Annotated in this window: 10 protein-coding genes and 1 riboswitch; of the genes, 3 read left to right on the top strand and 7 right to left on the bottom strand. The window is 45.5% G+C overall.

Annotation, left to right across the window (positions count from 1 at the left end):
- Positions 1-240: 240 nt before the first annotated feature.
- Positions 241-840, bottom strand: a complete 600-nt coding sequence (locus NIASO_RS02860) for a Crp/Fnr family transcriptional regulator (RefSeq protein WP_008583644.1) — start codon at positions 838-840, stop codon at positions 241-243.
- Between the two features lie 118 nt (positions 841-958).
- Here NIASO_RS02860 and NIASO_RS02855 point away from each other — a divergent pair, with 118 nt between their 5' ends.
- The gene (locus tag NIASO_RS02855; protein ID WP_008583645.1) at positions 959-2,191 is read left to right on the top strand and encodes an isocitrate dehydrogenase (NADP(+)); all 1,233 of its coding nucleotides are present in this window, start codon (positions 959-961) and stop codon (positions 2,189-2,191) included.
- A 548-nt stretch (positions 2,192-2,739) separates the two neighbouring features.
- On the opposite strand, the gene NIASO_RS02850 is transcribed toward NIASO_RS02855, so the two are convergent.
- From NIASO_RS02850 to NIASO_RS02825, 6 genes are all read right to left on the bottom strand, one after another.
- Entirely contained in the window at positions 2,740-4,029 is a 1,290-nt protein-coding gene (locus NIASO_RS02850; RefSeq protein WP_008583648.1) for a voltage-gated chloride channel family protein, read from the bottom strand.
- Between the two features lie 34 nt (positions 4,030-4,063).
- Positions 4,064-4,136: riboswitch (Fluoride riboswitch) on the bottom strand.
- 364 nt (positions 4,137-4,500) lie between these two features.
- Complete coding sequence (locus NIASO_RS02845) at positions 4,501-5,772, bottom strand: DUF2264 domain-containing protein (protein WP_008583654.1); 1,272 nt, start codon at positions 5,770-5,772, stop codon at positions 4,501-4,503.
- A 150-nt stretch (positions 5,773-5,922) separates the two neighbouring features.
- Positions 5,923-7,179 carry a glycoside hydrolase family 88 protein gene (locus NIASO_RS02840; protein ID WP_008583655.1) on the bottom strand — a complete coding sequence of 419 codons (1,257 nt, stop codon included), beginning with the start codon at positions 7,177-7,179 and terminating at the stop codon, positions 5,923-5,925.
- 17 nt (positions 7,180-7,196) lie between these two features.
- Positions 7,197-9,116 (bottom strand): heparinase II/III domain-containing protein, encoded by a 1,920-nt coding sequence (locus NIASO_RS02835; protein WP_008583657.1) that lies wholly within the window; start codon positions 9,114-9,116, stop codon positions 7,197-7,199.
- A 263-nt stretch (positions 9,117-9,379) separates the two neighbouring features.
- A complete protein-coding gene (locus NIASO_RS02830) occupies positions 9,380-11,116 on the bottom strand; it encodes a RagB/SusD family nutrient uptake outer membrane protein (protein WP_168128480.1) in 1,737 nt (578 codons plus the stop codon).
- 142 nt (positions 11,117-11,258) lie between these two features.
- A complete protein-coding gene (locus tag NIASO_RS02825) occupies positions 11,259-14,420 on the bottom strand; it encodes a SusC/RagA family TonB-linked outer membrane protein (protein WP_008583662.1) in 3,162 nt (1,053 codons plus the stop codon).
- 235 nt (positions 14,421-14,655) lie between these two features.
- Between NIASO_RS02825 and NIASO_RS02820 the strand changes: the two genes are divergently transcribed.
- Both NIASO_RS02820 and NIASO_RS02815 read left to right on the top strand, forming a co-directional pair.
- Complete coding sequence (locus NIASO_RS02820; protein WP_008583664.1) at positions 14,656-18,714, top strand: hybrid sensor histidine kinase/response regulator transcription factor; 4,059 nt, start codon at positions 14,656-14,658, stop codon at positions 18,712-18,714.
- A gap of 144 nt (positions 18,715-18,858) precedes the next feature.
- A complete protein-coding gene (locus NIASO_RS02815) occupies positions 18,859-19,413 on the top strand; it encodes a GNAT family N-acetyltransferase (RefSeq protein ID WP_008583665.1) in 555 nt (184 codons plus the stop codon).
- Positions 19,414-19,451 lie beyond the last annotated feature (38 nt).

Genomic DNA, 19,451 nt, shown 5'->3' with positions numbered 1-19,451 from the left:
AAGCGCGAAGGTACTAAAAAATGGGTAAACTTCCAAGCAAAAGTTACTAACAATTGTTAATTTAGCTCCTTTCCGGTTCCTATTTGAAGCCTTATACTGCTTGGTAAATACAAATATACCATTTACATTTAATTACTTACTAATTAGTTACTGCCTATTATATGAATAAAAAATATACACTCCTAATTTTTAACAGGAATGAAAAGATTATTCCATCTTTTGCCTGATATTAACATCGTGTCAACTTTTTTTCCGGGTAAGATGCTTGAACCGGCTAAAGGTTTCGGGCTTTATGTTAAGGTAAGAAGCTAGGTATTTTTGGGGAACCCGCTGCAGGATTTCCGGGTGCTTTTCTACAAAATTCAGAAAGCGCTCGCGGGGCGTGTACCGGATCAAACTAAATTGCCATTTATCTTTTAATACCATCGTGTATTGGGTCACCAACCGGCCCATGCGCTCCAGGTTATGGCTGGAAGCAAAGATCTGCTCCAACGCATCATAGTGCAGGCTGATCAGCGTTGCGGACTCCACTGCATCTATAAAGTATTCGGATGGAGTTCTTGTGTAAAAGGATTCTTGGCAGGAAATCAGGTGCCCTTCAATAGAAAGCTGTGCAATGATCTCTTCTTTTTCCTGTACATAATATTTGCGAAGCGTTCCCTTTTTTATAAAGTTCATATAGTTCTCCACCTCCCCTGCATTGGTAACGATATCTCGCTTATTAAATTCCCGTATCTCGCAGGCCGGCAAAATAATGTTCTTCACCTCCTCATTCGAAATAGCAACAAACTGCCTTAAAAACAGTATCAGGTCTTCGATGTCAATCAAGCTGGTATTCATGCCACAAAAGTAAAAGAAAATTGATCGAAATCAATTTGAAAACCGAATGTATTTATAAATATTCCAGTAAATCAGTAGATTTGCGCCGATCACAATTTAAATTATTAAAGTAAAAATTATGGCTCAAAAAATTAAAGTTGCCAACCCTGTAGTAGAACTCGATGGTGATGAAATGACGCGAATTATATGGAAATTCATTAAGGACAAGCTGATCCTTCCCTATATTGATGTCGATATTAAGTATTTTGATTTGGGTGTGGAGCACCGGGATGCTACGAATGACCAGGTTACGATTGATGCAGCCAATGCGATCAAGGAGCACGGCGTGGGGATCAAATGTGCCACGATTACCCCTGATGAAGCGCGAGTAAAGGAATTTAGCCTGAAACAAATGTGGAAAAGCCCTAATGGAACCATCCGGAACATTCTTGATGGCACCGTGTTTCGCGAGCCGATCGTGATCAGCAATATTCCCCGCCTGGTAACCAACTGGACGGCTCCTATTATTGTTGGCCGTCATGCCTTTGGCGATCAGTACCGCGCTACCGACACCGTAATAAAAGGGAAAGGTAAACTGACGCTGACCTTTACTCCTGAAGACGGCAGCGCTCCCCAGACTTTTGACGTATACGATTTTAAAGGCGATGGTGTAGCCATGGCCATGTACAATACCGACGAGAGCATTAAGGGCTTTGCCAGAAGCTGTTTTAATATGGCACTAAGCAAAAAATGGCCCCTGTATCTTTCTACAAAAAACACCATCCTTAAAAAATATGATGGCCGTTTTAAAGACATCTTCCAGGAAATCTATGATAATGAGTTCAAAGCGGCATTTGAAAATGCGGGCATCACTTATGAGCATCGCCTGATCGATGACATGGTAGCCAGTGCCTTAAAATGGCATGGTAACTTTGTCTGGGCCTGCAAAAACTATGATGGCGATGTGCAGAGCGATACCGTTGCACAGGGCTTCGGATCACTGGGTTTAATGACCTCTGTGCTGATAACGCCCGATGGTAAAACACTGGAAGCAGAAGCGGCGCATGGTACCGTTACCCGTCACTACCGGGCGCACCAGCAGGGCAAACCCACCAGCACCAACCCCATTGCCAGCATTTTTGCCTGGACGAGAGGTTTGGCCTTCCGCGGTAAACTGGACGGCAACCAGCCTTTAATTGATTTTGCCGACAAACTGGAACAAGTTTGTATCGAAACCGTTGAAGAAGGTAAAATGACCAAGGATCTTGCCGTTTGTATCCATGGCAATAAAGTAGAACACGGAAAAGATTATTTATATACGGAAGAGTTTTTGGAAGCGATTGATGAAAACCTTCAGAAGAAATTGAGTTAATCGTTCCTGATTTTTTTGAAAAGGGTGCGCTGCGAGGTGCACTCTTTTTTTTTGAACCATTAAGGAGTTCAGATTAGTTATAATAAACCGGTATCAATTTTATTAAAATACTTGTGATGCTGATTGACGGATGGGGTATCGCTGCAGGATCAGCTTATAGGCCGAGCCGATGGCTCTCTACTTTTAGTTGCGCGCTCTTAACAAGAAACTAAAGTTCCTTGTTAACCATTAAACCGAAGCTACGCCTCTTCAAATGTTTACTGACTGGAGGTTTCAACAAGTTTAATCATATGCTCAATGTGACAGAAAGCCAGAGGCTTGTGTTCCTTAGGTAACTTCGGAATTTATTCCGAAGTAATGAGCCAAATATAGGGAATTGAGTGCCATCGGCACGATCCATTTCGAAAGCAACCCCAGACTTGCTATTGCTCTTAGCTAACGAGCACCCCGCCTGCTTTGATCACAATGAAGGAGAATCCATAAGTCCATTAGGATAATTTTGATACCGGTTCATTATTAAGCCTTAATGGCCTCAACTTCTTAATGATTTAAGGCTTAATGGTTGTTTTCGGCACATCAATTCGCTGCGCTTTATAGACGCCCGAGTGGCCGCTAAAATAATAAGCAGTAAAACACGCAATAGCGAAGTATAAAATATTTTCGCCACCAAAAAGCTCTACTCCCATGATCATACAGGCAACCGGTGTATTCGTGGCAGCAGCAAAAACAGCAATAAAGCCCAACCCCGCAAAAAGATCTGCTGGCGCCCCGGTAAGTGCAGCAATCGTATTCCCCAACGCCGCGCCGATAAAGAACAAGGGGGTTACTTCTCCCCCTTTGAAGCCTGCGCTCAGGGTAACCGCCGTTAATACTAACTTCCATAACCAGCTCCAGTGCGTTACACCACCGTAGCTAAAAGCACTAACAATACTATTCTGCTGATCCGGGTTAGTAACGCTCAATCCCAGGTAGTCAAAGGTTCCCAGCAAATAACTTACGCTGAGTATAACAACCGCACCTGCCACGGGTATCAGCCAATCCCATTTTATCAATAGCTTCCATAATTTTTTCAGCGTATGCGCCAGCCAGGCAAAGGCCATTCCCGCCAATCCAAAAAAGATGCCGGCGACGATCACTTTGGTCAACAGCACAAAATCGAACGACAGTTCCCAGCCTCCTTTTTTTACAATTGCGGCAGGTATTCGTGTAGTTATCGAATAGAGTGTATGGTGTATGCCGTATGCGCTGCAAACCACATGAGCCAATAAACTGGAGATCAGACAAGGGATGAGCGCATTGTATTTGATGCGCCCGATAAACAGTACTTCCATGGCAAAAATGGCTCCGGTAACGGGTGTTCCAAACACTGCTCCAAAACCGGCGGCCATACCACATAGTAACAATACACTACGTTCTTCTTTTGCCAACTGGTACCATTTTGAAAAAAGTGCGGCAATACTTCCCCCCATTTGCACTGCGGTCCCCTCCCTTCCCGCCGAGCCACCGAATAAATGGGTTACAACAGTGCTGACAAGCACCAGCGGTGTCATCTGTATAGGCACGCCCCCGCCCGGTTCATGAATCTCGTCCATTATAAGGTTATTACCGGCTTCAGCATCTTTGCCAAAAAAACGATAGAGCAGATAAATGCCTACTCCTGCTACGGGCAGCAGGAAAATGATCCACAAATGCGCCCAGCGGGTTTCCGTAGCCCACTCCAGCAACCATAAAAAAAGCGCTACCAGGGAACCCGTAACCACGGACACCGGTATAATGCGAGCGGTCCAGTAAACTAATTGCTTAAAAATTTTTCCCTGATCTGTTTTTAAACGATACATCCTACAAATAGATTAAAGGTGTAATAAAATATTACTATTTGCAGGCGCCATCAGATCCCGCCAGTGGGAACGGTTTGGTTCAGGAAGACACCATTTCCTGTTTAATATGCAGCGAAGATACGGTTATATTAGCTAATGAATAGCCGGGAAGACGGAAAGGCGGAAAATGTTGTTGTGAATAGGGAATTGAATGCTGCGTTCAACAAACACATTCGACCCTTTCAGGGCCGTACCCTCAACGCATCTGTTACCCCCTGGCTGCGCCATGGGCTATGCACATTATGCCCTTCGGGCATTCTTAGGATGGATACGGCGCGGTTGATTCGTCACGACCTAAATCCTGAGGATATATCAAAATATTTTAATCATTTTCAAGATTTGTGTCCACACGATAGGATCAATCGGGAATAAAAAAGTAAGCAAAAAATCTTTTTCCGCCGGAAGGTGAATTCCGTCCCGATTAAAAAAACATCAATACTCCACTTTATAATCTTTCTTCACCGGCTGGCCGCTCCAGGCCTTCTTGCTGGTCCAATCCGCCGGAGCGCCGGTCCAGAAAGGATTATCTGCCGGCAGGCCCAAGGGTAAAAAGCCAAGCGTGGCCATATACAAACTTCCGGTAGAGGTATAAACATCCGCGATCATGGGCTGATGGCCATTGAAGCCGAGCACCAACCATCCATTGGCATCAAAATTCTGGTTGCCCTCAAACATATTCTCTATCACCGCTGTTAAACCACAGCGTACCTGTGCCGGCAAAATATAGGAGGGCAGTTTTTGCATCAATGCTACCTGCCCCAGCACCTGGAAAGCAGCCGTGCGATAGGTGACGGAACGTCCAAAAGCCGGGTAGGTTCCGTCGGGTGCAATGATCCGTTCCAGGAACTCCGAATGGCGCACCATGCGGCGCAGTACCAGGTCATAATCGGCTTCGGTTACGTGCATTTTTCCCGGACGTTTTTCCAGCAGTATCCGCACCAGATCCGTCAACATGGGATGAATAACATAGGAATTATAATAGTCCATACTAAACAGGTCGCCATCTTTATACCAGCTATCACCGGCATACCATTCCTTCATTTTATTCAGCGCAAAATCTACCCGGGCCGGATCATAATCCTCCCCGATATATCTTAAAAACCCTTCCGTTAACCCGGCAAAAACCAGCCAGTTATTATAGGCGCCGTTGCGGTTGCGCAATGATTTAAAGTCTTGAATATAGCGTTGCTTTGTAATGGAATCCAAAGGCTCCCATAATGCTTTCGGCGCTCTTAAAAACGCGTGGGCCAGGTAGGCAGCGTCTACAATAGGTTGTGCCTGCTTTTGAAAATTAAGGTAATCGGGATTTGCGGGGTCGGCTGCATTTTTTAATCCCTGCTGGAATTCTTTGCGCATTTTGGCGCGCAGTAAACCTTCTTCGGTATTATCATCGGGCAATTCCAGCCAGGGAGCAATACCGGCGGCCGTTCTTCCAACGGCTTCCAAATAGGTAACGTCTGTTACCACCAGGTTATAGTTTGCCCCCTGTTCCAACGGCATGTTCTTTTTGAGCGTGCCCTGCGCCAGATTGTGCACCACGGGATACGCTATTTTGTATAAGGCTTTTACCCAAAGCGCACGGTCCAGCAAACCCGCGGCCTGTGCAGGCTTTGCGATAGTTCCTTTTTTATTTTTCTGCGCAAAGGCCCCCGGAAGATTCAAGGCCAGTAAGGCGCATCCTAAGAAAATATATTTTTTCATCATGGCTCTATTGTAGCGGTTGTGCTAAATTAATTTTTATTTTCCTTTTGCCACTGAAACATAGCAGCACTGAAAAAATCAATAGCCGGGAAGGCGCAGCGGCGGGAAGGTTTTGTCTCAACCTCTATTTACCTCCTTCCCGGCGCTTTTTTATTAAAACACCCTGCCGGTTTTCATCAGTTTATTATAACGGGTTAATGCTTCCAGGAAATAATAGTCGGCATATACCAGGGGTTCATCGATCTCTGACCGGTGGGGTATGCTGCCTACACAATGCATTAAAAGAAAATCACCATTGGTCCCCACCGGCGCCCTGTAAGCGGCACTGCTTAAGGATTGCAGCATAGTGGCCGCTGCACTGATGTATTGTTTTTTCTTCGCCGGGGCATACATCGCCAATTCCAGTAATGCTGATGCTGTAATAGCGGCGGCGGAAGCATCCCGGTAAAGCGTGGTCACTTTATTGGCGTAAGAATTTATACCCGGCGTATACCCTTTTTGCCCTGCATTAAAATCCCAGTAAGGCACTTTATCTTTCGGAAGTCTTTTATTATTGAGGAAAAAATCAGCCATCCCTATTGCAGTTTTCAGGAACCGGGGATCATGTGTTTCCCGGTACACCATCGTAAATCCATAAATACCCCAGGCCTGTCCGCGCGACCAGGTAGAGTTATCGGCATAGCCTTGTGCGGTTTCCCGCCCTACTACTTTACCGGTAACTGAATCATAGCAAACCACATGATAATGACTGTAGTCCTTACGCACCTGGTTGTTCATTGTGGTAAGGGCATGGGTGGTGGCAATATGTCTGAAACTGCTGTCGCCAGTGGCTTTTGAAGCGAAATACAATAATTCCAGGTTCATCATATTATCGATGATCACGGGGTAATAGTAGGTTTTATTTCCATGCCAGGAGTTAAACCGGTTCCAGGATTTAATGGCGCCGGTAACAGGGCTAAACCGGGTGCTTAATGACCGGGCCGACTGTACCAGGATATTTTTATAGGCCGGGTTGCCGGTTAAGCGATAGGCATTCCCATAACTGCAATACATCATAAACCCAAGGTCATGATGTTGGGTAAAGGTCTTCAGCGGTTCCAGCTTTTCCGTCCACCCCAGCGCCTGCTTTTTTATTGTTGCATCTTTTGAATATTCATACAAATACCAAAGGCTTCCGGGAAAAAAGCCCGGGGTCCAGTCGTACATGTCGGTAGTTACGAGTTTGCCTTCTTTGTTGGTTGTCCGGGGAAATTTACCGCTGTTGTAGTCCGTTACCTGCAGCATTCTTTTTACCTGAACCATTGCGTATTTAAAATCCTCGTCCACCAGTTTGTTGCCGTCAGTAGTATAAGCGGCATCGCCGATCAGCGAAACGACCAACGCTATAAAAATAATGAGCTTCTTTTTCACACCTTTGTTTTATTGGTTTATTGTTTGATAAAATCTATTGCATAGCTGCCGCTTAGTGATTGCTTTTTCACCCGCAGTACCAGCCGGTACACGGTGTCGCCCCAAACTTTTGTAAGGCGCGGATCTTTTACGGGGATGGCCTCTATAGCGGGGTCCAACCGGGCGGGATCATATTGTATCTGCAAACCGGATGCGCCTTCTTTGATGAGGATGCTACCAGGTTTAGTAACGGCAGGACGCCTCCACGTCATAAAATGCAGTGCTGTGGTGTCTTTTATAGTATTCAATTTAAAAACATCTTCCAGATGCAAGGCATTTTTAGAAAGTGTATAAGTGCGTTTCCATTCTTTAACGGCAGCCAGCGGGCCATAAGCGCCGGCCATATCCAGGGTAAATTGTTTTTTATTGGGATCAAAAGACACAGCCGAGACTTTGTATTGTGCGCCGAATAATTGCGGCTGCCCATTTATCAGCGGCAGGTTATGATAATTGCTTTGCATGGTCCAGATGCTATAGCGCTCGCTGCTGAACGTTTGCCGGGTATAGGTTCCTACACCAACATCAATAATAAAAGGCGTTTCATTAACGTACAGGTTAAACGAGCCTACGTCATTATGATTATGGCTTTCATTATTGTTACCCGCCTTGCCGGCGAAGAACATCCCGTTGTCATTGCGCATATAGCAAAACTCAGTTTGCGGATACCAGGTAAAGGAAGCCTTTGGCAATGCTGCAGGTGCGCTTTGCAGTTCTTTATATCCTTTTAATCCTTCGAGTGTCCGGAACATATCGCGGTCCCCGGACACGATTTCTTTATGCCCGGCAAGCAATGCCCCTGCAAAAGATTCCATTTCCAGGCTGTTCACGGCCTTTCCGAAGCGATACACCAGGCCCGGATCCGCTGTTCCCTTAGCAGCCGCATCCGCAAAATTCACTACCCACCCGTTGCCTACATAGCTGCGCGCAATATATTCACCCATGTTTTTGACCATGGGCTTATTAAAAATGCTGATACGACCGCCAGTGGCATCGTATAGCAACTGCAAATAATCATATAGCTTACCCGCTGCATGCCCCCAATAGGAAGGGCCTTCTTCACAAGCGCCGTCTTCTTTTACATAATTTAAAAACTGATCCACGCTGCGCATGGTACGGTACACTGCTGCTGCAAGGGCGTCCTGGTTTTTTTCTTCCAATAAAAAACAGGCCAGCACATTGGCATTGCACCAGGGGTTCCAATTGTTTACCAATTGCCCCGGCTTGCCTTCAAATGCCTGCCACCAATAATCACTGCGCTGCATATAAGGCTCCAGGATACGCTGCCGGATATTTAATTGCACTCTCTTTGCAATTACAGGATTGATCTTATCCCAGTCTGCCTTAAAAAAATAAACCGACCAGGAAAGCAGCGAGCCCACATCACCCGACACCAGGTCAATAATCTGCTCTGATGGATCGGGTAAATTTCTTTTTGTTTTTTGAACGGGCAGGTGTGCAGACAAAGCCCAGGACTGCATATCGCAAAGCGACCACACGCCGTTTACGATCTGGTCCATGAACCGCCCCTTTCCTTCGGCCAATTCTGCGATCATTAACTGGGCCAGCGCGTTTACATTTTCGTTGTATGGTTGTTCCATGATCACACGGCTGCCGCTACGTTCATACTCCAGGTAGTCCGTAGCGGTTATGACCTGCCATTTATAATCCAGTTGTTTTTCGCCCTGGGCGATCAACTGCCCCCCTATCCCGTCAGTCATCTTATTCCATCCGCTCCGGTTGTGGTAAGCCGGGTAAGGCACCCATTGGCCGGGGGGCAATAATTTTTCTTTGATCTGCTGAACAGAAGCCTGTTGTTGCAGCAGGTTACGGGGAACGGGTGTTGCGAACACCCTATTAGTGCTTATCGCAAAAAGTGCCAGCCAAAACAGTTTTTTCATGGAAACGATCTGAGGGTTATAAAAATGAATGCTACATCAAAAATCGTCATTTCGGCGAGTCCGCCAAAGGCGGATGAAGAGAAATTTTATCATTAACGAGATTGCTCTCTCCACTGCGTATCGATCGAAATGACGGTCTTAATAAGGGCCTATTCCATTTCAAAACAGCGTTAGATTAATCGTGAAACGTCAAAAGTGAAACGTGAGAGGGGCCCATTTATCCTCTCACGTTCCCCGACTTTACAATTAACACAACACTCGTCTTACTGCCAACCCGGGTTTTGAGTCACGTTATTATGACTTAACCCGATTTGTGCTGATGGTATCGGCCATAAGTAATCTTTATTAGGATCAAATTTACGTACCGGGGCTGCCGCTTCCATTATAATATAACCATTGGCATCGATATTTTTTGGAGGAGTTGAGCCGCCATAATTGAGGCCGGAAAAATATTTCCTTTCCACAATCGCCTGAGGCATCTCTGTTTCCGCTGTTTTCCAGCGTAGCTGATCCCAATAATTAAATCCTTCAAAGGCCAGCTCAATAGTGCGTTCTCTTCTGATCTCTGTACGCATATCCAACCCATTAGCGGTAACGAACGCGTTTGTTAAAAGAGGTAATTTCGTATTATCGTTGTTGGTTGCCCTTTTTCTCAATAAATTGATCGTAGCATCCAGATCGGCATCGGATATCTTCCCATCATTCAGCTCAAAGGTTGCTTCCGCATAGTTTAACAGCACTTCTGCATAACGGATGATATAATAATCATGGAAGCCGTAGCCTTGTGTAAAATCTTCTTTAACCCAATATTTTTTCTGCTGGTAATAATAGGTATTACCATAAGTAAGGTTGACGGCATTGTTAATACTTACATAAGGATCACCTACTTTAAAAGACGTCAGCACCAGCCTTGGGTCCCGGTGCTGGTAATCGGTAAGCAGACCCGTTTCTTTCCCATTGGAGTCCAGCGGCGATTTTCCGGCAGGTAATCCATCAGAATACAATGCCATCATTACATATTTACGCGTTGCGGCACAGGTACCGTCGGTTGTAGGGTTGCGCGCAAAGGATTGAGAGCTCACATTATTTGAGGCACTTTGTCCGTAAAGGCGCGCCATTACTACTTCCTTATTTTGGGAATAGGTCTCTGCTCCATACCCATATTGGGAGATATAACTATTAGCGCCATCGCCGGTATACAAAGCATATTTTCCTTCTGTCATTACGGTTTGGGCGGCAGTAAGGGCTTTTTGCAAATGCTTGGCGGCATTGCTTCCACCGTGAAATTTATTCCAGGTCCCGGCCATTAATGCCACACGCGATTCAAATGCAAGCGCTCCCCCGCGGGTAATGCGTCCATATTCGCTTCCGGGTATCCCCGTAACCGCTGTGGTTCCAGAAATCTTATCAGCCTGCGGGCTGTTGGCAGCGGCAAAATCCAGGTCTGCATAAATAGAATCCATAATTTGCTCGCGCGGAACCCTGGCACTAAAGATCAGTGAATCGGTTTCACTTGCAGTGCGGCCCAGGTAAGGTACATCGCCATAGGCACGTACCAGTTTGTAATAAGCCAGGGCTCTGAAGAAACGTGCCTGCGCCAGGCAATAAGTGGTGAGCGCCGGGTTATCGTTAGTAATTGTCTGTGCCTTTTCAAGAATATTGTTGGCCGCCCTTATCAGTTTATAAGGATTCGTCCAGTTGTTATCGTCATTTGCCGGAACGGTGCGGGTGCCATCGCTTATCTTATCAAGCGTACCATTAAATACATCCATAGCCAGCCCGCCATACCGGTCTTCCAGCGGTGTTTCAAAGCCGGGCAAGGAGGAATAGAGATAGTTAGTACCGGTAAGCAGGTCATTGGAGTTGTTCCAGAACTGCTGATCCACCAAAGTCGTTTGCGATAACTGATCCAACTGCTTCGTACAACTGCTGATCAGCAAGGTCCCGGCCGTCAACAGGCTAATGGCCGTTACCTGTATATTTGTTTTCAAGTATTTCATCCGTTTATTTTTTATAGTTTTCAATGGTCCCTGAAAGCATTCGGGAGAACTAGGCATATAATCATTCTCCTGTTTGAGAAAAATCATCATGCTTCGTTTCATTATTAATCTCATTGAACTTGTTTAATAAATAGTGCTATTATCAGAAATTCACATTTATACCAAATGCATAGCTTCTCCAAAGAGGATACTGGAAGGTGAGCCGGTCCGTATTCTCCGGATCAAAATAATTAAACCACATACCTGTTTTATCCCATATATCCTGCCCGGTGAAGAAGACCCGAACGCTTTGGAATGCTCCGTTGCCCAGTTGTTTTTTATTGAAGGTATAACCCACCTGCAGGTTCTTCAGGCGTATATAGTTTGCTTTTTGCACAAAGAAGGAAGATACCTGCGAGTTGATGGTCTGATCCCCAAACCGGTATGCCGGGTATAAAGCATCTGTGTGCGTTGGCGTCCAGTAATCTTCGTGGATTTTCCAGGGCAACTGCCAGCCGTTATAATAAGGCATAGCTAAAGTGGCTGGAAGCAACATATATTTTTTGCCCACTCCCTGGATCAACGCCGAAATGTCAAAACCCTTCCAGCTAGCGCCCAGGTTAATACCATATGTATAACGCGGGTTGGTATTGCCAAGATATACCAGGTCTCCATGATTCTGGAGCGTATTGTTCCCCTGTGTTATCAGGCCATCACCATTCTGGTCCACATATTTAATATCACCAGGGTGAACTTTTGCGTCAATTTTAGCAGAAGCATCCACCTCTGCCTGCGTGTTGAAATAACCATCTGTCTGATAACCAAAAATAGAGTTTACCGGGTATCCAGGCAGGTTTTTATTAAGACCGGCAGCTATAGCAATAGTGCCATCATACCTCGTTACCATGGTTTTGTTATCATTCAGGTTTACCGATACAAAATAGCTACCATTTTTAAACACATCGTTCCAGCCCAGGCTTCCCTGCCAGCCGTTCACTTTAAATGCCCCTATGTTTTTGCTACTGGGCGCAATACCCAGTGTAGCGGGTAATTGTTGTTGTACAAAGATGTTATCGTTATGCCGGATATAATAATCAAACGTAAAGCTCAGCCTCCTGTTTAATGCCGAAGCATCCAGACCAAAATCAGTTTGAGTAATTACCTCCCAGGCTTTGGTTACGGAAGGCAATGATCCCTGGTACACGTAGGACGTGCGGCTATCGTTAAAAGGATAATAGCCGGGAGTCAACGTTGCCTGGTAATCATAGTTATTCGCGTTATCATTATCATTCTGCACCAAACCATTGCTACCATAAGAACCTCTTAATTTTAGTTCATCCAGCCAGGAGATGTTTTTCATCCAATCTTCCTGAGTTACCCGCCAGCCCCCGGAGATGCCCCAGAATTGCTTATACCTCAAATCAGGAGCTACCCTGGATGTACCATCATTACGGATGTTGGCCTGCAAAAAGTATTTGTTTTTATAGTCATAATCCAGGCGTCCAAACTCTGATACATATGCATATGCCTGGATATTATCTCCTACATTGGTAGGATCGGCGTTAGCCAATGTGGTATAATTCAGGGTGGGATAGGAAGTAACCAGCAGGCTTCTTTGCATAGCCTTTGTATAGTTAAAATTATACATCTGGTACTCAAAACCACCCAGTATATGAAAATGATGATCATCTTTTATACGCCAGTCATAATCTGCCAGACCCTGCAGATCCTGCTTCATGGTAATATCCCTCATCTTATTGATATAACCGGGATAATTAAGCCACTGGTTAGTGGGTGTTAATATCGAGTTGAGGGAGGAATCAATGGTATAACGGGGAATTGGTTTTTGAAAAAAGTCCTCGCTGCTAATTATTAATGTAGGACTATACACCGCCCGTAGCTGCAGGCCTTTTGCCAGTTCTTTTGCAGCCAGTGTAAACACACCGCTAATAGTATGTTTAAAGGTATTATCATATCCACCATCCTTTAATGTTGGTATGGCCCTGGACAGCGTTCCCAGGTACATATACTTGGTACTGTCGCTACCCGGCGTCCATATTGGGTTACGGGAGCTCCGGATCTGGTAAATTTCATACATCAGGCTGCCATCTCCGCCAATAGAGTAAGCTGGCGTTGCTGTTTTTTCATAGGAGTAGGCAATGCGCGAATCAAAACTTATTTTATCAGAGATCTGGGTAATATAGTTTAAACGGGCATTGTAGCGCTTGTAATTATCTGGTCCAAATTTAAATACACCACTTTGTCCCGTATAGCCAAATGACGCCAGGTAGGAAGACCTGCCATTGGAACCTGAAATTGAGATATTGGTATTATTCTGCGGGCTGCTCTTACGCAACACCATGTCTGCCAGGTTGTAATTGTAATAATAATCATAGCCCTTGGTAGCCGTGTTCCAGACATAATTAACATTTGGATCATCGAACCAGGCCAATTGCTGATCAGTATAAGCCAGGGCCTGACCGTTATTATTCAATGCCACATTTTGCAGGCGGGCCTGCTCACCGGAACTGATCATATCCGGCCGTGCAAAGGGGGTGCGAATCGTATAAATATTTGACAGTGTCACTTTTGGCTTTTTATTTCCCGCGCCTGTTTTGGTGGTCACCAGCACTACACCGGCACCCGCTTTTGCCCCGTAAATAGCTGAGGCTGCAGCATCTTCCAATACCGACACGTTGGCAATATCATCCGGGTTGATCGTATTCAGATCTCCCGGCGCCCCGTCAATAATGATCAAAGGCGAGTTGGAGCCGCTCAGCGAGGCAAGCCCCCTGATATTAATGTTCCAGCCTTCTTTACCAGGCTGACCGCTGGTGCGGGAAATGATCAACCCCGGAGCCGTACCCTGCAATGCATTTATTGCATTCGTTACGGGCCGGTTGGCAATGGCTTTACTGTTGATAACCGAAACAGATCCGGTTACAGATGTCTTTTTCTGAGTTCCGTACCCCACTACCACCACTTCATCCAGCGCCTGCTGGCTACTGGCCAATTTAATGGGTGCATCTGTTACTTTGGAAGCAGCTACTTCGCTAGCCGTATAACCTACCCCCGAAATAACCAGCACGGCTTTGCTGTTACTTACTGTAATAACAAATTTTCCGCCGTCGTCTGTAATGACCCCGTTGGCAGTACCTTTTTCCTGAACGGAGGCGCCGGCTACGGGAGCATTGTTGGCATCCGTTACCGTTCCGTTTATCTTTTTGGATTGGGCATGCAATAAAAACGGCGAAACTAAAAAGAACCCTACTATTGCCCAATAATAGAGACCGGAACGCCTTTTGGAAGACTTACTAATTGGCATAAGCGCAATCATTTAGAATGTGATCAAATTTAAAGCGGCTCATAAGCGGCTTCATTTTACATCTGCAATATGAGGCAGCTTTTACAGCACCCCGGGAGAAATTCTTAAATAAATAGGGGTGTTTTCTTAAACAATATCATAACATAATGATAATCAATCATGTATTTTGTAAGGAAAGGTTAACAAAACTTCGGAATTTGGCTACCTTTGCTTTAAGAATTGTTTTTATTTATTCATGAGAAATGGGTTTACCCGGTTAAGAGCGGGTGTGCTGGTCTGTTTTTTTATAAGCGCTTTTGCCAACCAGGCAACAGCACAACGGCTTTCTTTTAATCATTTAACATCCGAAAACGGATTATCGAATAATTCCGTTTTATCCATCGCACAGGATGGGAAGGGTTTTATTTGGCTGGGGACCTCCAATGGTTTGAACCGTTATGACGGCTGGCAGATAAAGCCCTATATGGCCAACAACCAGGGTAGCTCCGGATTGCAAACCGCAGATGTCCTTTCCCTGCTCTGCGATGCCGAAAAAGTGCTTTGGGCGGGAACCGGTTCCGGCCTGAACCGGTATAATGAAAAAGCAGACCGGTTTGAACAAGTGAGCCTGCCTGTAAAAGCTGCCGTTAACGCCTTGTTCCAGGATCATAATCATCAATTGTGGGTAGGCACTTCCAGAGGGCTTTTTCTCCGTTTGAATGCGGGCCAACGCCGTTTTACACAATTTAAAACGGCGAACGGCAGCAACGTTGTAAAAGGAGCGGTGAATTGTATTCGTGAGGACCATAAAGGGAATATATGGATAGGATCCGATTCGGGGCTGGTACGCCTTTTTAACAATAACGGGCGGTACGTTTTTGAAAACTTTATTCATGATCCATTAAAAACCAATACATTAAGCAACAATGCCGTTTCTTCTATTTATGAAGATGTTGCCGGTAATATCTGGATCGGCACGCTGAATGCCGGCCTCAATGAATATAATCCCGCCACCCGGACCTTTACCCATTTCTCCAAGCAAAACGGACAGGCCAATAGCCTCATACATAATAATGTGCGCAGTATCCTGTCCAAAAACAACGATGAACTTTGGGTGGGCACCCAGGAAGGCCTCAGCGTCCTGAATCTTAAAACGAAAACTTTTTCTAATTTTCAGAATAACGGCAACGATGCTAAAAGCCTCAGTCAGAATTCCATCTATAGCCTGTTCAAAGATGCCAATGGTTCCATTTGGGTGGGCACTTATTTTGGTGGGGTGAACCGGGTGGATGCGTTTTCCACCCCCTTTAAGGTGATCCGTAATGACGGAAAAGGAAATACCCTTAATAATAATGTGGTAAGCAGTATTGTGGAAGACAACAACGGCAACCTTTGGATCGGTACCGAAGGAGGAGGTCTTAATTTTTTCGATCGCCGGAATAACCGGTATACGGAATATAAAAATGATATTACCAACCCCGCCAGCATTGCCTCCAACCTGGTAAAATTCGTTTACCTGGATGCAGAGGAGAATGTGTGGTGTGGCACCCACGGCGGTGGCTTAAACGTGCTGGACCGCCAATCAGGCGTTTTCAAACATTACCTCTACACCCCCAACCAGGTGCATTCTGCCCGGATGGAAGTTTCTGCAATGGCAACGGATAATCTGGGACGCTTTTGGGTAATCAGTACCAGCGGCATCTATTTATTTCAGAAAAACGGCACGCATCTTACCCCCTTGACATTTGATAACGGCCTGGAAGCATTAAAACAAGTGCAGGCCAGCACTATCTATAAGGACCCCTCCGGCATTGTATGGCTTGGCGGCACACCGGGCCTCTACAGCGTTGCCGGCAACAAGGTAACAGTGATCAATAAAAATATTAATGTAAACAGTATTTTGCCGGATGGGAACGGCAATATATGGCTTACCCAAAGAAACGGCCCCACCACTATTTACAATATCCGGTCAAAACAATTTTACGATTACAAAAATATTTTAGGCCAGCGGAATATTGTAGGCCTGCTAAAGGACCACAACGGGCAGTTATGGCTGAGCACCGACGTCGGGCTGATCCGCTTTGATCCGGCGCGGAAAAGCGCCACCACTTATACCACGGCTGATGGCCTGGCAGGGAAAGAGTTTAACTATAATTCGTTTCTGGCCGATAGCAAGGGGGAATTCTTTTTTGGCGGCTATCATGGCATCACTCATTTTTTCCCGGAACAGGTTGTAATAAATAATTACCGCTCTCCGCTTGTATTTACAGGGTTACTGCTTAACAATGATGAGGTCAGGATCGATGAAAAAAAAGGGCCATTAAAAAACAATATCGACCAAACAAATGCAATCGTCTTTAAACACGACCAGAATCTTTTTTCAATAAATTTTGCGTTGCTGAATTATATAAAAAGCAACAAAAACAAGTATTTAATTAAGCTATCTGGTTTTGACAATAACTGGAAGCAGGTGCGTGCGCCTTCCGCAACCTATACCAACCTGCCCGCGGGCGAGTATCTTCTGGAAGTAAAAGGAGCAAATAATGACGAAGTATGGACAGGACCGATTGCCCTAAAAATAACAGTGCTTCCTCCCTTCTGGCGCAGCAACCTGGCTTATTTAATTTATATGCTCCTGTTGTCCGCAATCCTTTTTTTACTAGTGCGCTTCTTCTTTATGCGGGCCCTTTTAAAAAAAGAAGACGAGCTACACCAGATCAAGCTCAATTTCTTTACGAATGTTTCGCATGAGATACGAACCCACCTTACGCTTATCATGGCTCCCATTGAAAAACTGCTGCACATTAATAAAGAGCAAAATTTCACCAGTCAGCAATTAACTCAAATAAAAAATAATTCGGACCGGTTGCTGAGCCTGGTGAGTGAATTGATGGATTTCAGAAAAGCGGAAGCCAACCATCTGAATTTGCAAGTGGAAGAAACAGAACTGATCGCGTTCCTTCAACAGATCTATGTCAGTTTCAGCGAGCTTTCCCTGGCCAAAAAAATCAGTATTTCCTATACGCACAATACAAAAGAAGCCTGGCTGTTCGTTGATAAAAAACAGCTCGAAAAAGTGTTCTTTAACCTGTTGGCCAATGCCTTCAAATTTACTCCTGAAGGCGGAAGGATCGCCCTGAAAGTGAATCACCAGCAACAGGCAACAGAGATCACCGTCCTCGACTCGGGGATCGGGATCGCTCCTAAATATATGCAGAAACTATTCACCAATTATTTCCAGGTGCAGGATCACGGCTTGCAAAATACCGGTTATGGGCTGGGGCTTTCGATCGCCAAAAAAATAGTGGAGCTGCACCATGGCAAGCTTCGGGTGGAAAGTACGCAACAAAAAACGGAAGGTACAGAGGGAAGCACTTGTTTTACTGTAACGCTTTTACCCGGCGCCGGCCATTTTAATACGGATACCCAGGTTCACCTGGTTGCTCCGGCCGCAAAGAAAAGTGTTGCCGCCCCACTACACCCGCTGCGCCCGGAACCTTTGCCCGCCATTTCGGGGCGGCCGCACCGGCAGCCCTATACTGTTTTAATAGCAGAAGATAATCCGGAGTTGCGGGCGCTGCTTAAACAAGAGCTCGAACATTATTATAATATTCTACTGGCCCCGGACGGAGCCGCGGCCCTGGAAATGGTAACGGAGTCTATTCCGGACCTTGTTATCAGTGATATTATGATGCCCCGGCTGAATGGGGATATACTTTGCCGGAAAATAAAAGAAGACGAACGCACCAACCATATTCCCGTATTGCTTTTGACTGCTAAAAGTACACAAAATGATCAGATAGAGGGCCTGGAGAAAGGTGCCGATGCCTATATTACCAAACCGTTTAGCACGCAGGTGCTTGAGCTAACGATTCAAAATCTGCTGGAAACCCAACAGAAGTTGCAGCAGCGGCTGCGCAAAGAGTTTACGCTACACCTGGCGGCCAACAGGACCGGCGATAACAAAGATGCGGCGGTCAAAACCGAAAGTGATTTTCTTAATCATGTAATCGGGATCATCACAGCGCACCTGGAAGATCCTGACTTCGGCGTGGAGAAACTTTCCCGGAAAGTGGCCATGAGCACACCGGTACTTTACAAAAAACTAAGAGCGCTCACCAATATGTCGGTGAACGAACTCATAAAAAATATACGCTTTAAAAAGGCTGCTGAACTGGTGCTGCAAAAGAATATGACGATTAATGAAATTTCCTTTGCCGTGGGATATGACAACCGCAAATATTTCAGCAAGGAATTTAAAAAACATTTTGGAGTAGCGCCAAGCGAATATGCGGGCAGGGAGAATGTAGAATAAGAAATGTAAATGCGGAACGCTGAACGCTCAATGCTGAACGCGGCGGTCCATTGACTATTGACCATTGACTATAGACTAATGCGCCTTTGCAATTAACATTCGGTTTCTTTTGTTATATTTGAAAAGCAATTAAAGTTCAACTGCATGAGTTCCATTATTTCATTTGAAACAGAACGGCTGCTGCTCAGGCCTACCAATGAAAGCGATACATCGCTGCTGTTCTATCTCATGAATTCTGCTAAATGGTTAAAGTATATCGGCAACCGCGATATTACCTCTTTTGAAAAAGCGGGTAATTATATAGCACAACGGATAAAGCCTCAACAGGACCGGCTGGGCTTCGGGAGTTTTACCATCATTCGAAAAGAGGATGAAAAAAAGATAGGGCTCTGCGGACTGTACGAGCGCAAGGGCCTGCCAGGGATCGATATCGGTTTTGCCCTGTTACCGCGTTTTGAAGGAAAGGGATACGCCTTTGAAGCCACCGAAAAAATGCTGGAAGCGGGATTTAACCTCTTCGGGCTGGAAGCTATTTTTGCGATTACAGCGCCTGGGAATCTGGCATCGCAGGGACTGTTGAAAAAACTGGGCTTAAAAGATTCCGGAACCATCCTTTTGCCTGGCGAAACAGAAGCCTTGCTGTTGTTTAAAATGCTTAAACACGAGAGTCATAGCGCCCGCCCGTTAGAATTGTTTTAACCCCTGAGTGCTTAAATCGCTGAAAAATCTCTTTGCTG

The sequence above is a fragment of the Niabella soli DSM 19437 genome (genome assembly GCF_000243115.2).
GTDB classification, from domain to species: Bacteria; Bacteroidota; Bacteroidia; order Chitinophagales; family Chitinophagaceae; genus Niabella; species Niabella soli.
Note: the sequence above shows the minus strand (reverse complement) of the source record. Positions and strands in the feature narration are given on the sequence as shown.